We start from the raw sequence: 14,379 nt of genomic DNA on the forward strand, positions 1-14,379 counted from the left end.
AGAATGATGGATCTTCAGCTTCGCGGACTGCGTGCCGCGGTGACCGGTGCGAGCAAGGGCATCGGCGCGGCGATCGCGGAGGCGCTAGCGGCGGAGGGAGCGAACCTGGTGCTGGTTTCGCGGTCTCCGGTCGATGGTGCCGAGTTGGCTGCTCGTCATGGCGTCGAGGTTTCGACGGTCGTTGCGGATCTGTCCACTCTGGAGGGTCGTCGGGAGGTGGAGCGGACGGTCGGCTCGCTGGACATCTTGGTGAACAACGCCGGGGCGATCCCGCCGGGTTCGCTGCAGGACGTCGGCGAGGACGCGTGGCGCGAGTCGTGGGACCTCAAGCTGTACGGGTACGTGTTCCTGACGCAGAGCCTCTATTCGAAGCTCGCTGCGTCTTCGCACGGGGTGGTGCTGAACATCATCGGGGTGGCGAGCGAGGACCTGCCGCCGGGGTACATCGCGGGAGCCGTCGGAAATTCCGCCTTGGTGGCATTCACGAAGACGCTGGCGAAGGCGGCGTGGCAGGACGGCGTGCGCGTGGTCGGCATCAACCCCGGCCCGACGGCGACGGATCGCCATGAGCGTTTGCAGCGCGCTCGCGCCGCCGAAACGCTGGGTGACGCGGATCGGTGGCGCGAACTGGACAGTGCGCTGCCGTTCGGGCGGGCGTGCTCTCCCTCCGAGATCGCTGATTCCGCGGCCTTCCTGGTTTCCCCGCGGTCGTCCTACACCAGCGGCACGGTGCTGACCATCGACGGCGGTGCCTAGAGCCGCGCGGAGATCTCGCGGGCGGCCTTCGTGAGCTCACGGCGGAAGTGCGCGCCGCCGTCCTCGGGGAACCGGTACCGTGGGACGAACACGCTGATGGCGCACAGGATCAGCCCGCTGTGGGAGAACACCGGCGCGGCGAAGGAGGCGATGTCGTCGCGGAGCTCGCCCTTCACCATGGCGCAGTTGCCTTCGCGGATCTTGTCGAGCTCGGCGCGGAGCTGACCGGGATCCGTCACCGTCGCGTCGGTGAGCTTTTCGAGACCCACCTCGATGATCTCCTCCCGCTGCTCGGGCTCCATGTGCGCCAGCAACACCTTCCCGGTCGCCGTGGCGTGCAACGGCGACCGTGTCCCGAGCGGGATGTAGATCCGCGTGGGGTTCACTGTCTCGACGACGTCGATGATGACGACCTCGTGGCCCTCCCGGATGGCTAGGTGCACGGACTCACCGGTGGCGTCGCGGAGCTCCGTCAGAATGTTTCGGGCGGCCTCCCGCACGCCGACGTCCGCCGCCACCCGCTGCGCGATGTCGATCGCCTTGGTGGTCAACACCCACCCCCTCTTGGCCACCCCGGCCTGCCTGATCCAGCCAGCCGCTTCGAGCGCTTTGAGGGCCCGCTGCGCCGAACTCTTGGGCAGGTCCATCCGCTCGGCGAGCGCCGTGACCCCGACGGGCTGCGCCCTGGCCACCTCGTCGAGCACCCGCAACGCCGTGAGAGCAGTCGACATCGGCGATCTCCGTTTTCGATATTCGGCACAGGCAGGACAATTGTGCCAGATATCGGGTGCGCTCGAAGTTGCAGCGTGGGTGCACGACCCAGTCCGATATGCGCACTAACCACACCACCGGGCCCGGGCAAGTACCGTGAGCGGCGAATCCGGAGATCAGGTTCGTCTCGACACGTCACACGGCGGGCACTTCCTCACCCCGCAAGGTCGGCTTCTTTTCGTGGCCTGCTAGCGGATACCGGCCGCACGCAGGATGGCGCGGACCGTCTCGGTGCTGATGACGATCCTTTACGCCTCAGCCAGATCGTGGGACCAGCTTCGACAGGCTCCGCGTCGTGAACGGCAACTCCAGCCGCTGCGGCGGGGTTTTGGCCACCTGGCAGATGATCGTGCGGGCGACCGGACCGAACCTAGGTCGCCGACCGCCTTTCCATTTTGGGTCCAGTGCCGCGAATCCCTGCTCGTTAAACGCGCAGACCACCTCCCACGGGTACAACGGCTCGATGATCGCCCACTGGGCACTGGTCATATCCGACGGATATCCTCGTGACCTGCGGGAAGACCGGTGCGAGGTGACCACTGCCTACCCCACGCGAAGCATCGACGAACTGGGGCACGATGACGCCCGGGACTCCTGGGACCAGCTGACGATTAGACACCAACGGCTCTACCAGGAGCCCCTTCCTGTCTCCGTACCCACCCCACGACCAAGATCAGTTCAGGGACAGGCTCTCACATCCCGAATTCACGCAAGGTTGCGGATAACTCAGCCGGGTCATAGGGGATCGACGGCTGCTTCTAGCCGGAAGGCGGAGTCGAGGATGGCCGCGGCAACCGGATTGACCGATCCACGCCCCTAGATAGTGGTCCAGGGTTGTCGACGGCCGGGAACGACCGAGGACGTCGGCGATTTGCCGTGCGGTCAGCTTCTCGTCGTCGGGAATAGTGGCAGCCATCCTCCGGAACACGTGCGGCGTGACCCACCCGAAGCCAATCTTTTCACGAATCACCCGCCAGCCGCGCCGCAGATTATTCGGGGCCCGCGAACAGCCGACGCCTCTCGTCAGGGGTGAGTGCGCGAACCTTCCGCAGACGGCCCTCGATCGGGCTGACCTCCCGAACCGGATTGCTATCCAACAGCCCATGGCGAACGGCGACCTGGAGAGTGCCCCTGACAGTCGTACGGACCGATCGCCGGTAGCTCGCCGAATACCCTTCCGCTTCAAGCTTCTCGACGAATTCTTCGAGGACCGGAACGCTGATCTCCCGGAGACGCAGGTCGCCGATGCGGTCGAGCACGACGCTCTTCAGGGTCTGCTCATAGGTGTCGTAGGTCGTATCCGCCCTGTGCCTCGCGATCTTGCCCAGCCATACCTCCGCCACGTCACGGAACTTAAAGTCGACCGTCAGCCGCGCCCTAGCTTTCTGCAACTGCTCGATCGCGGACTCCAACCGCTCGACGGCCTTCTCCTCCGTCGGGCCGGAGCGTTCGACCAGCCGCGTCTTGCCGTCGAAGGCCCGGAACCGCGTGCGCGCCCGCCAGGTGACGTCATCCAGCCGCGTCGTGTTGATCTTGCCGTGGCTACTGATCTGGAGGGGTGGTCGAGCCATCTCCAACTCCCGTACCGAGGGACCAAAGCGATGAGTAAACGATGGATACCTCCACCGCCACGCTAGACCCGAAAAGAATCCACACGGCTCTGACCTAGGAAGATGGCCAGTGCCCCCGGTCGGGTTCGAACCGACACTTGGACGTTGTCAGATCCCTCGATGCTGGAGTGTATCTCATCGTGGTGTGCGGCTTCGTCCGCCACGACGCGTGGCTCGCGGTGGTTCGTAGCGGCTCGTCGCGCGCCATAAACCATGGATACACGCTGGCCTCGGCAATGCACGTATTCTCGCCTACGCCGCCACAACGTGTGCTCGGCAGCTCGCCGCAACGGCCAGCCGTCGTCCACGACACAACGGGCCAGGCGCAATCTGCCAGTCGGACTCAGCGGGGCATTACGGTGTGACACGAGGACCTCCGTGGCGTGGTGCAGATTGTGGTGATCCACACCAAACCCGGAGGTCCTCCCTCAATCCAAGATCATCAACTACGTGTCATGCGCGTTCGCAACCTTCCGAAGCAGTACACCAGGGACCAGCACCAGGTGTCGGCGGCTACCGATCCGAGACCATGCGGGGCCATTGCCAACGGGGCCGGGATCGGGCATCAGCGGTTGCCCGCCGATGCCCGATCCCGGCCTTCCGCTGTCCGCACTTCGCAGCCCACCTGCCAGCGGTTGTCTGGAACCGGGGCTGCTTCGCGCGTGTCCACATCGGACTCACCGCGCGTTCGTCCACGGACCAAGATCTGATCCGAGCCTGGTGTGACCGCCTGCGAACGACGATCGCACTGGACGGGTGTGGATGGCGTTGACGACGTCGGCGGGCTTGTTCATGCCGCTGGTGTCGTTGCCGACCTGCATCGTGGGTGTCTGTCGGGCCGAGGTAGGCACCGAGCACCTGGACACCCTCGGGTGCGAGCTCGAGCCGGGCGTTGGTGGCCATCCAGAACCCGGCCTTGGAGACGCTGTGTGCCGTGCCGATGGCCAGCCAGCTCAGCACCGAGCCCACGTTGACCAGGGCGCCCTTGGCCGAGCGCAGTGCGGGTGCCAGCTTGCGGGTCAGGACGATCGGGCGATGCGGTTGAGCCTGGTCGCTTCGCCACGTTGAGACAGCGTCGTGAAGCCGTTGCGGCCGGGTCCCGTCGGCCGCCACGGTCATCGAGTCAGGTCGTGGATCCGCCGCGGAAGGTGCGGCGCAGGTCGTCGACCCATTCGTCGGGTACCTCCCAGGGGATGAAGTGCCCGCCGCGGGGGTGCGCGGTGACATTGACGTGGTTGTACCACGGCTCCCGCGGGCTCTTGAGGAAGTCCGCGACCCGGTTCTCGGTGGTCACGCCGGGTGGATTCTCGTACCCGACCAGCGTGATCCCCGTAATGGCCTGCACCGGCGGCTGCAGGTCGTGCGACGGCGTCCACGGGTACCGGACGGCGTTCGCGTAGGCACGCATCGACGTGCCGATCGAGTTGGTCACCCAGTAGATCATCGCGTTGGTGAGGATCTCGTCCTTGCTGAAGACGTTTTCGACGTTGCCGTCGTTGTCGCTCCAGTTCGCCCAGCGCTCGAGAATCCAGGCGAGCATACCGGCGGGCGAGTCGCTCAGGCCGTAGGCGAGCGTGCTGGAGTCGAGCGTGTGCACTGCGACGTGGGCCGCGAACCGCTTGTGGAACGACTTGATCTCCTGCCGGATGTTCTCCGGCGTTCCGTCGGGGATCTGCGCGCCGCCCGTGAGGTCCCAGGCCCGGTCACCGTTGAACATGTTCAGCGGGATCGGCGAGCCAACATGGATCGCGTACAGCTCGTCGGCGTACTTGTGACCCAGCTGGGCGGTGACGAGCGAGCCCATGTCCGAGCCGGCCGCGGCGTACTTCTCGTAGCCGAGCACCTCGGTCATCAGCTTGTGCCACAGGTCGGCGATCTTCCAGAAGTTCATGTCCGGGTGGTCTGGCAACGGGGAGGAGAATCCCCAGCCGGGCAGCGTCGCCACGATCACGTCGAACGCCTCAGCCGGATCGCCGCCGTAGGCGCCCGGGTCGGCGAGCGGGCCCATCACCTTGGTCCACATCTGGTCGGTCCACGGCCACCCGCCGCTGCAGATGAGCGGCGTCGGATTCGGGCCCACGCCCGGCTTGCGCATGAAGTGGATCGGCACGCCGTCGATCACGACGTCGTACTGCTCGTACTCGTTGATCTTGGTCTCGGCCTTGCGCCAGTCGTAGCTTTCGAGCCAGTAGTCGACGAGCTCCGCCAGATACCTCCTGCCGACGCCGTAGTGCCAGTCGTCGTTGCCCGCGTCGACTGGGAACCGGGTCGCCTTCAGCCGCGCCCGCAGATCGTCGAGGACCTCGTCGGGCACATGGATCGGATTGGGTTGGAGTGGAAACGGTTTGCCTGACATGTTCTTCCTTCCTTGCGTCACCTGACGAACTGGAGACGCAGCCGGGTCAGCTCGCTGCCACTGATGCGCCAGCCGTCCGGGGTCTTGCGGTAGGTGTCGTGGTAGTGGCCGAGACCGTGCATGGAGTCGAACGGTGCATCGGGGTGGGCCTTCCGGTCGTGGAAGATCAGGTCCTCCATGGCCCACACGCCCTTCGCCGTCGTGGCGGTGGTGAACTCGATCTCGTGCGAGAAAAGGTGGTGGATCGGTTGCCCGGCGCCGACGCGCTCGCCGATTTCGGCTGCGAACTGTGCGGCGGTGACCTGGTTGAGGAGGCCGCCGTCCACGTCGTAGAAGCGCATCATCGCGTCCTCGGTGAACAGGTCGGCGACCTCGTCCCACTGCTTGGCGTCGGCGAATCGGCAGTAACGGGCCTTCAGCTCGCGGATCTGGTCGATGTCGGAATGGGTTGTCATCACCGTTCCTTCCTGGTGTGTTCCGGGATGAGGAGGCAGGAGGCGAGGCCGAGCAGGCCGACGACGGCCAGGATCGCGAACGCGGTCGTGTAACCGGTTTCGCTCGGGAAGCCGCCTGAGGAGTGTGCGGACAGTACGGTCGCGATCACCGCGGCGCCCAGCGCGCCACCGATCGTGCGGATGTTGGCGTTCATCCCAGTGCTGACCCCGGTGTGCCGGTGGGGAACCGCGTGCACGACCACCGCAGACAGTGCGGAGAGGCTGATCCCGAAACCGGCGCCCGTGACGGCGGTCGCGAGTACGACCTGCCAGACCTCGCTGTGGGCGAAGGCGAGGACGACGAACCCGGCGACGACGGGCAGCGCGCCCAGTACGAGCAGCACCTTCGGTGGCATCCGGGCGGCCAACGGCCCGGCCGCCAGGCCACCGGCGAACTGGGAGACCGTCATCGGCAGGAACAGCAGCCCCGCAGTCGTGACGGATTCGCCCAACCCGTAACCGGTTCCAGGCGGCACTTGCAGGAAGGCCGGGATGAAACCGAAGGCCGAGTACAAGGTCACCCCGAACAGCAGCGAAGTGAGATTCGCCGTCCACACCGGACGAAGCCGGAACACCGCCATGTCGATCAGCGGCGAGTCCGAGTGGGTCTCGATGAACACCCACAGGACTCCCATCGCCACCGCGGCCGCGAACAGGACGATCGTCACCGGCGACCCCCAGCCCCAGTCCCCGCCGAGGCTCAGCGGAAGCAGCAGGAGCGCGAGAGTCGCGGCCAGGGCGACTCCGGCCTGCCAGTTCACCCGGGCCTCCGCGTGCGGGACCGAGCGGGGGACGACGGTGAGCACGCCGAACCCGACGACACCGTTGGCGATGGCGGGCAGCCAGAACAGCCACGGCACACCCAGCGTGGTGATGATCGGCCCGGTCACCAGGATCCCGATGGCGCCGCCCACGGAGCTGATCGCGGCGACCGCGCCGACCGCGGAACCGACGCGCCGAGCCGGAAGCGTGTCCCGGATGATGCCGAGCCAGGGGCAACGTCGCGCCCCCCACGCCCTGCAGCAGGCGGCCGACGATGAGCAGGGCCAGGTTCGGTGCGAGAGCACACAGGACGCTGCCGATGGCGAGCAGGCCCATGACCGCGACTAGCACGCGCTGCTTGCCCATGTGGTCGCCGAGCTTGCCGAAGATCGGCGTGAACACCGCACTCGACAGCAGGAACGAGGTCAACAGCCAGCCGACGCCCACCTGGTCTGTGTGCAGGTAAGCGCGCAGGGCATCGAACGCCGGGCTAACCATGGACTGGACGAGTGCATAGGACACCGACGCGATGGCCAGGGTCGCCAGGGCGAGCCCGGTGCCTCGCCTACGGGAAAGCTCGACCTCGCCGGTTCTCGAGGGAACCGCAAGAATGGATAGCACGGTCCAATCTTGTGTCGCCAAAATTAGACCGGCAAGTCCAGAGTTAGGTGGTCGTGGACCTCAGCGGTTCAAGTGCGGCGTCGAGCGCGGCCTCGAGGTAATCCAGGCGGCCGGTTCCGCGGAGCATCATGACACCGCCCTGAACTGCGGCAAGGATGCTGCGGGCGCGTTTGCGGGCGGAGAGTGCCGAGCCCGTGGACGCGGGAACACCCCGCAGCAGTGCCGCCTCCCATGTGTCGTACATCTCCGTCACGACGGCGGTCGTCTCGGGCGAGGTCTTGCCCAGTTCGGACGTGAGGCTGCCGAGGGGGCACAGTTTGCCGAACTCGGCGTAGTGCGCCAGGAGGTTCTTGCGCCAGATCTGCCAGGAGTTCCAGGTGGACAGATCGTCGAGGTACGGCCGCTGCACCTCGAGCACCTGCGCGGCTTCGTACTCCGCGACGGCCACGAGCACCGCGGTCCGTCCCTCCGGGAAGTAGTGGAACAGCTGGCTCTTGCTCGTGCCGGTCGCGGCCCGAATGTCCTCCAGTGTGGTCTCCGCTGCGCCGTGCTCCCGGATGAGCAGCGCGGTCGTCTCCACGATCCGGCGCCGGGTCGCGGCCCCTTTCGCTGTCAGACCTCGGTTCATGTCCCCATCATCCCCCATCGTCGTTTGGTTGTCGGCGATTTGTAGACGTTCCGGTGGTGCGCTAGAAGCACCATCACGAGGAGGGACAACGGTGAGCGTCGACGTGCGGGCCGAGCCGGAAGAGTCAACGCTGATGGTCGGCCTGCTGCCCCGCGAATCTGCCGACCGATGTGTCACCTGGGACTTCGGTCGTCCAGCGCAAGGTTGCCGCAGGAAAGCGTGCTCCCTATCACCAGTTTGACGGGTGACTAATTACTTGCACAAATGCGTAACCATTCCCACAGGTTACGTATCGCGAGTCACCGAAAAAGGGCATTCCGAAAGAGACGAAGAGGAAATCCATGAGACGCCTTGTGTTGTGCCGTCGTCTTTGGCGCGCTGCAGCGCATCGTGCAGGTCCGGAGCCTGGGCGGGCGAGCACCTCGATGATCTCGTCCAGATAGCGGTAACCGGTCGCCCGGGAGATGCCGCAGTCCCGCGCCAGCGCGGGCACGTCCCGATCCTCCCGAAACCACCGCAGCCCGAACACCGCCTGCCGAAAACAGGTCAACGCAACCGCGCGCACGACGCTCGGCGTTCAGCAGCCAGCTGAGGTACTGGGCCAGTGCACGCGGCACGTCCAACATGGCACGATAGGCGATCACGTGGGGTCCTTCGGTCGAAGATCACTATGGCAAGCGTTCTTCTACCAAGGACTCCACGCCCGTCTTCACACCGGATCCCATGCCACCACCCAGACCAGCAGCTTCGTGCTCCCCAACCCGATCTTGGTGAGATCACCTCACTGAGATCACCTCATTGGCCACACGTGCACTGAGTAGAGTTATCGGGCGTTGATCAGGCAGTAGGCCAGGGAAGTTCCCCTGGATGGTCGGGCTTTCAGTCGTGCCGGGGAGGTTTCCGGATGATCAGCTGGCGTAAACTCACCGAGGAGGACTTTCCGCTGCTGAGGCAGTGGCTGCAGCAGCCGCACGTGGCCCGGTGGTGGAACCACGAGACCTCAGCCGAGGCGGTGGCACGGGATTTCGGCGCCGCCGCCAGGGGCGAGGAACCCTCGGAGGACCTGCTCGTCTTTTTCGATGGCCAGCCGGTCGGCCTGGTACAGCGCAGCAGGTACGGCGACTATCCCGAATACCTGGACGAGCTCGCCCCGATCCTCAACGTGCACAGGGAGGCGGTGAGTATCGACTACCTGATCGGCGATCCGCAGCGGATCGGTAAGGGACTGGGCACCCGCATGATCCGATCGATCGTCGAGGCCACCTGGGAGGACTTCCCCAACGCCCCCTCGGTCGTGGTGCCCGTGTCCGCAGCCAATCGGGCTTCCTGGCGAGCGTTGGAGAAGGCGGGTCTGCGCCGAGTCGCCGAGGGCCAGCTGGAGCCGGACAACCCGATCGACAACCGCGACCACTACGTCTACTTGATTGACCGGCCATCTCCAGGCCGTTACTAGTTATCGTATTTTAGCGCGATCGTCCCGTACTGTGGCGGAACGAACACATCGCCACCAGCGGAAACCGTGCAGACCGGCCTGACCTTGCTGAGATCACCTCACTGTTTGCGTCGATTGCGAAAGCGTTTAATCGTCCTATCTGTATGCGTCTGTCAGGAACTGTCGAATGACGGAGTTGAACAACTCAGGGTTTTCCCAGAAAACCAGGTGGCTGCCGTGCTCGGCCTCGGAAAAGATCCGCAATCGTGCGTCCGGGATCTGCGACGCGACCCATTCCGCAACGCTAGTGGCGAAGAAGCTGGCCTCACCTCCGATGACCAGCGTCGGGACCGTGATCCTCGGCAATACGTCGCGCCAGTCGTTGCCGTAGTGGTCGAGGTACAGCGTCGCGGCGTGTTCAGGGGGCAAGAGCGCGTTCTGGTCACTTATCCACGCCAGGTCCTCGCCGCTCAACGACGGGCCGTGCATCATGTCGAGAGTGGGTTTCCATGCGGTGGCCGGGTTCGGGCCTCGCAGACCGGCCACGATGCCGGTGGCCATTTCGTGGGTAAAAATGGCGCCGAGTTCCTCCGCGCGACCCGGGGGTGCCAACTCGGCCGCCGCGATCGCTGCCTGGTCCACCAACACGAGCCGACTGATCCGCTCACTACCGAAGAGATCCCAGTAGGACCAGATGACGGTGCAGCCAAGCGAGTGGCCCACCAGAGTCACCTCGCTCAGGTCCAGTGCCTCGAGCAGATCTCGTAGATCGGCGGCGAGACGGGAAACGCGGTACCCGTGGCTCGGCTTGTCCGAGTTGCCATGCCCGCGCAAGTCCATCGCGATTACCCGGTAATCATGACTGAGCTCATCGATCTGCTTACCGAACTCCGCAGCGCTCTGCGAAAAGCCGGGAATCATCACCAGTACGGCCCCGCTGCCGGCCATGGTGTAACGAATGCGTACTCCATCATTGGTCGCGATGTCGCCGTTGAACTGCCCAGTCATGTCTTCTCCCGCCTCTCTGCTTGCGGCAATGCGCAAGTGCCCCTGCCCGGTCCCGAAGGGAGAGCTGACCCCAGTGGCGTCACCCAAGGCGGCAGGCAGACAGGTCACTCCGGCAACGACCGAAAGGGCAACGGCTACCAGCATCGGCCATTGACGGCCGAGTTCAGATCCCGCAGCGGCGGACGACGACGGCGAACTACGCCGCACCGAAGACGACGTGACGGGGCGAAGTACACGCGGTCCATCACCTCCGCGATGTCCACGAGCTTGTCGACGACCAGGTCCGGCAGGGCCTGGCTGACGCGCGCTCGATTCACGCGGAATCCTGTCGTGCTCGGGGCCGGTCAGGGGCACCCACTCATCGAACCGAGCACGCGTTGATGGAGTGTTGACGTTGGTTCAACGGGCCCGGGCGCCGCGCGCGGCGGGTGATCCTCAGCACGTTGCCCAGCATGCCGTCGCGGTGCGCGCGCTTTCGACCCTGTGAGAGCCCCAAGGGCAGGATGCTCGACCGATCCTGCCGAGACGAAGCGCCCGCACGGTGTCGGAACGCACTTCGCGCGCCGGAATGCCGTTCTCTTTGCCCGGTTGAATGAAGCGGTCCCCGCTGCGACGCTCAGTCCGGAGTTGGTCACATGCAACCGCTGGACCGCGGCCGTCCGCGATCCAGCGGTAGCGCAGGGCAATTCCCCACATCAACATGGGTTCACTGTCCTGGCCGAATTTGCAAATGATCCTCAGTGCGTGCTCAGCAGGGTTACGAGGTCAGGTGCGATGCGCTGTTCGACAGGCCCGGGACTGGTTGGCCTTCAGCTGCGAGGTTGTGGGTGACGACGCAAGCGAGGCTACGTGCTTGGAGGGTGAGTCCCAGGTCCATGGCTTGGACCGGATTGCCGTTGGCGGCGGTGAGGTTGATCATCCGGCCATGGTCGAGGTGGACGAGCTCGCGCCCGTCGGTGAGGCGGATTCCTGACCGGCGGCCCGGCTCTGCGTACTCGGTAACGGACACGACCGCACTTGCCGCCCACCATCGTCGCCCGCACGCCGCCGGTGCGGGTGACGCCAGGCATGGCCAATCTGCCGTTGCGGCCACCGGTGACGTTCGCCGAACTGCGGCCACCCTCGGAGTATCGTGAGTTCATGGTCTTGAGCGAGGACAGCGCCACATCAGCCGCTGTCGTCACGCCACCCGAACAGGCTTCGGCAAGATGGTCGACCCAGGGGATCAGGCCGCAGGACGCGTTCGCCGTGTGGCGGGAGATGATCAGCAGCACATTCGTCCCGCTCGCCGCCACACCGCCGCGCAGGGATGCGTTCCGCGCCAGTATCGATCACTCCGGTGGACCCGACCTGCAGCTGTCAACGGTGCGGGCCGACGCCCACCAGATCAGGCGCACCAACGAGCTCATCGACCGCGCAGACGACGCCTACCTGATGGCGACCGTCCAGGTGACTGGGCGGAGCAGGGTGGAGCAGGATGGCCGGGAGATCGAACTCGTTCCGGGGTCGATGGTCTTCTGTGACAGTACGCGCCCGTTCGGCTTCACCTTCGCCGATCCGTTCGAGCAACTGGTTGTCCAGATGCCCAGGACCGTGCTCCAGGCACGCAGCGGTCTGAGCGACCGAGCCACGCAGCGGGCGACGGCCGTGCGACTGGACCCGACCGGCCCGATATCGGTGATCACCGGGTTCATGTCGTCCCTGGCCTCGGCCTCGCTGCGGGACCCGGACAATGCAGCCGTCCTTGGCCAACACGCCTTGGGACTGATCGGCGCGGCGCTCGCGATGGCCGGCGGCGACGGACCATCCGAGCCGGACGCCCACGAGCTGGCGCGGGCGCGGGTGCTGGAGTACCTGCGCGCCAACTTCGTGGATCCGCGACTCGATGCCGACTCCGTCGCACATGCCTGCCACATGTCGCGCCGTTCACTGTTCCGGCTGTTCGCCGACGCACCGCTCTCACTCGCCGACGAACTGCGCCGGATCCGGGTGGACCACGCCTGCCAGCTGGTGCGGGCGCGGCCGGCGCTGCCCGTGGCCGATGTCGCCGCGGCCTCGGGTTTCGCCAGCGAGACCCAGCTCTATCGGGCGTTCCGCACCGTGCTTGGCATGACTCTCACCGCATACAGGGCCGGTCTCAGTCCCCGGCCGATGGCCGACAGGCGCCAGTAACACGCATGTGGGTCTTTCGCTCGGCGGAGAAGCGGCGTCAGGGTGAGCGGCCGGGAGCCGAACCCGGTCACACGAGGGGCGTGACCCCTTCGCCCAGCCCGAGCAGTGCGCGGCCGTAGACCTGCGCACCGATCGCCGGGTTGGCCACGGCATGTCTGCTGGCGACCTCGCTGTCACGCCAGATGCGCTGCAGCGGGCTGGATTCGGCGAACCCGGCCGAACCGTGCACGGAGACCAGCTCCCGGATCGCCTCGCGTGCGTTCACAATCGCCTGGGCGACGTCCATCCGGCAGCGCGCACGAGTGCGACGGTCCGGGAAGACGCCGAGCCGCCCGGCCTCGTCGATCTCGGCAACCGCCCGGAACGTGAGCAGTTCCGCGGTGTCGATCAGCGTCGCCGCCTTCGCCACCGCGAGTTGAACGGCCGGCGAGTCGACCTGAGTGGTGTATTCGGTGTAGGCGATCCCGCGCCGGGAAGCCTGTTCCAGGACGAATTCAAGCGCCGCCCGTGCGAGTCCGAGCTGCGGACCCACCAGATCGGTCATCGCGGCGACCACGAACGGGACGCGGTAGAGCTCTTCGCCGGAGTAGGGGCTGTCGTTCCCGCCCGTCTGCAGCCTCCGCAGCGAGATGAACCGGTGCGGCGGGACGACGACCTGGTCCGCAACCACAGTGTTGGAGCCACTCCCCCGCATCCCCGCGACGAACCAGGTGTCCTCGATCGTCACCTCGGCCGCGGGCACGAGCACCAGCCCGTGGTCGACAGAATTCCCGTCGACGTCCACGACCGGGACACCGAGGTACAGCCAGTGGGCATGCAGGCAGCCCGTGCAGTACGACCACCGCCCGGAGACTGTCAAGCCATCAGGGCCGGCCGTTGCCGTACCGGTCGGGGCCAGCACCCCGGCAACCCGGGCCTCGGAGTCCTCGCCCCACACGTCCTTCTGCACTTGCTCGTTCCACATCCCGATGAACCAGGTCCCGCCCGTGAGCAGGCTCGTCGTCCACCCCGTCGACCCGCAGCCGTGGGCCAGCTCCCGGATCACCTCGATCTTGGTCCGGAAGTCGGCCTGGAACCCGCCGAACCGCTTCGGCTGGGTAAGCCGGAACAATCCAGCGGCTTCGATCGCCGCGACGTTCTCCTCAGCCAGGCGCCGCCCGTCCTCGGTGCGCTCGGCGTTGCGCCGCAACGTCGGACCAAGATCTGCAGCACGCGCGACCAGGTCCGCTCGCTGCTTGCGCCCCGTCTCACCTGTGCTCGGCCGGTCGAGTACGACTGCCATCTCTCCTCGATTCCCTCCACACGTTTCGGCACATTCACCACGAGCGCAGGCCCAACGGATCAGCCCGTCCTCCGACACCTGCACTCGTGCTCCACAAGGCTGCAAGCATCCGCACCAGCGCCACCACACAGGAAGTGCCGCCTGATTGACGACGAGTGCCACTCAAAACCGCCTCAACAACCGCCCACGCAAATGCCTCGAGCATGGACCCCACAAGCTCGTCAGGGCAGTGCGGATCCCGGCACATCAGGGCGTATGTCGCACTACGCCGGATCCGCTCACCGCGGAGCCCACCGAGAAGATCGAGGCGCAGGTCGACCACGGAGGGATGTTCAGAACCTCGTCGTGCCGCCCGACCCGGCCCACCATGACACCCTCCCGGCACAGCCGCTCGACCATCCGCTTCGCCTCCATGTCTCTCGACACACCAAGCTTGGCGGCCACCGCCGTGTTCGACCCGCCTTCTGCGCACGTCAACACAATCCGC

At 66.0% G+C, this 14,379-nt stretch carries 16 protein-coding genes and 2 pseudogenes; 3 read left to right on the forward strand and 15 right to left on the reverse strand.

Annotated features, from left to right (window positions below):
• Window positions 1-6: 6 nt before the first annotated feature.
• On the forward strand, window positions 7-756 hold the full coding sequence (locus MOQ72_RS36495; protein WP_242190400.1) for a short-chain dehydrogenase/reductase: 750 nt from the start codon (window positions 7-9) through the stop codon (window positions 754-756).
• On the opposite strand, the gene MOQ72_RS36500 is transcribed toward MOQ72_RS36495, so the two are convergent.
• From MOQ72_RS36500 to MOQ72_RS36540, 10 genes and pseudogenes are all read right to left on the reverse strand, one after another.
• A complete protein-coding gene (locus tag MOQ72_RS36500; protein WP_242190402.1) occupies window positions 753-1,487 on the reverse strand; it encodes an IclR family transcriptional regulator in 735 nt (244 codons plus the stop codon). The genes MOQ72_RS36495 and MOQ72_RS36500 overlap by 4 nt on opposite strands.
• A 295-nt stretch (window positions 1,488-1,782) precedes the next feature.
• The gene (locus tag MOQ72_RS36505; protein WP_242190403.1) at window positions 1,783-2,016 is read right to left on the reverse strand and encodes a helix-turn-helix domain-containing protein; all 234 of its coding nucleotides are present in this window, start codon (window positions 2,014-2,016) and stop codon (window positions 1,783-1,785) included.
• 500 nt (window positions 2,017-2,516) lie between these two features.
• On the reverse strand, window positions 2,517-3,098 hold the full coding sequence (locus tag MOQ72_RS36510) for a phage integrase central domain-containing protein (RefSeq protein ID WP_242190404.1): 582 nt from the start codon (window positions 3,096-3,098) through the stop codon (window positions 2,517-2,519).
• 311 nt (window positions 3,099-3,409) lie between these two features.
• Window positions 3,410-3,505 (reverse strand): annotated as a pseudogene (locus tag MOQ72_RS45425) (IS481 family transposase); the annotation flags it as partial.
• Between the two features lie 309 nt (window positions 3,506-3,814).
• Complete coding sequence (locus tag MOQ72_RS36520) at window positions 3,815-3,958, reverse strand: hypothetical protein (RefSeq protein WP_242190406.1); 144 nt, start codon at window positions 3,956-3,958, stop codon at window positions 3,815-3,817.
• Between the two features lie 302 nt (window positions 3,959-4,260).
• The gene (locus MOQ72_RS36525) at window positions 4,261-5,493 is read right to left on the reverse strand and encodes an epoxide hydrolase family protein (protein ID WP_242190407.1); all 1,233 of its coding nucleotides are present in this window, start codon (window positions 5,491-5,493) and stop codon (window positions 4,261-4,263) included.
• Window positions 5,494-5,510: 17 nt separating this feature from the next.
• Window positions 5,511-5,948 (reverse strand): nuclear transport factor 2 family protein, encoded by a 438-nt coding sequence (locus MOQ72_RS36530; protein WP_242190408.1) that lies wholly within the window; start codon window positions 5,946-5,948, stop codon window positions 5,511-5,513.
• Complete coding sequence (locus MOQ72_RS36535; protein WP_372495623.1) at window positions 5,948-7,054, reverse strand: MFS transporter; 1,107 nt, start codon at window positions 7,052-7,054, stop codon at window positions 5,948-5,950. Before MOQ72_RS36535 ends, MOQ72_RS36530 begins: the two co-directional genes overlap by 1 nt.
• Window positions 7,041-7,247: pseudogene (locus MOQ72_RS45845) on the reverse strand (MFS transporter); the annotation flags it as partial. The gene MOQ72_RS36535 and the pseudogene MOQ72_RS45845, both read right to left, overlap by 14 nt.
• Before the next feature lie 166 nt (window positions 7,248-7,413).
• On the reverse strand, window positions 7,414-7,998 hold the full coding sequence (locus MOQ72_RS36540; RefSeq protein WP_242190409.1) for a TetR/AcrR family transcriptional regulator: 585 nt from the start codon (window positions 7,996-7,998) through the stop codon (window positions 7,414-7,416).
• Window positions 7,999-8,902: 904 nt separating this feature from the next.
• On the opposite strand from MOQ72_RS36540, the gene MOQ72_RS36550 reads away from it, so the two are divergent.
• Window positions 8,903-9,451 carry a GNAT family N-acetyltransferase gene (locus MOQ72_RS36550; RefSeq protein WP_242190410.1) on the forward strand — a complete coding sequence of 183 codons (549 nt, stop codon included), beginning with the start codon at window positions 8,903-8,905 and terminating at the stop codon, window positions 9,449-9,451.
• Window positions 9,452-9,586: 135 nt separating this feature from the next.
• Here MOQ72_RS36550 and MOQ72_RS36555 read toward each other — a convergent pair whose 3' ends face one another.
• From MOQ72_RS36555 to MOQ72_RS36565, 3 genes are all read right to left on the reverse strand, one after another.
• Window positions 9,587-10,438 (reverse strand): alpha/beta fold hydrolase, encoded by an 852-nt coding sequence (locus tag MOQ72_RS36555; protein WP_242190411.1) that lies wholly within the window; start codon window positions 10,436-10,438, stop codon window positions 9,587-9,589.
• Window positions 10,439-10,572: 134 nt separating this feature from the next.
• Window positions 10,573-10,755, reverse strand: a complete 183-nt coding sequence (locus tag MOQ72_RS36560; RefSeq protein WP_242190412.1) for a hypothetical protein — start codon at window positions 10,753-10,755, stop codon at window positions 10,573-10,575.
• A 440-nt stretch (window positions 10,756-11,195) separates the two neighbouring features.
• Window positions 11,196-11,447 (reverse strand): hypothetical protein, encoded by a 252-nt coding sequence (locus MOQ72_RS36565; RefSeq protein ID WP_242190413.1) that lies wholly within the window; start codon window positions 11,445-11,447, stop codon window positions 11,196-11,198.
• A gap of 8 nt (window positions 11,448-11,455) precedes the next feature.
• Between MOQ72_RS36565 and MOQ72_RS36570 the strand changes: the two genes are divergently transcribed.
• On the forward strand, window positions 11,456-12,610 hold the full coding sequence (locus MOQ72_RS36570; protein WP_242190414.1) for an AraC-like ligand-binding domain-containing protein: 1,155 nt from the start codon (window positions 11,456-11,458) through the stop codon (window positions 12,608-12,610).
• 67 nt (window positions 12,611-12,677) lie between these two features.
• On the opposite strand, the gene MOQ72_RS36575 is transcribed toward MOQ72_RS36570, so the two are convergent.
• Both MOQ72_RS36575 and MOQ72_RS36580 read right to left on the reverse strand, forming a co-directional pair.
• Window positions 12,678-13,892 carry an acyl-CoA dehydrogenase family protein gene (locus tag MOQ72_RS36575; RefSeq protein WP_242190416.1) on the reverse strand — a complete coding sequence of 405 codons (1,215 nt, stop codon included), beginning with the start codon at window positions 13,890-13,892 and terminating at the stop codon, window positions 12,678-12,680.
• 246 nt (window positions 13,893-14,138) lie between these two features.
• Window positions 14,139-14,379, reverse strand: a 241-nt coding sequence (locus MOQ72_RS36580; RefSeq protein ID WP_242190418.1) for a hypothetical protein, incomplete at its 5' end; no start/stop codon positions are given.

It is taken from the genome of Saccharopolyspora soli (genome assembly GCF_022678645.1).
In the GTDB taxonomy this organism is placed as follows: Bacteria; Actinomycetota; Actinomycetes; order Mycobacteriales; family Pseudonocardiaceae; genus Saccharopolyspora; species Saccharopolyspora soli.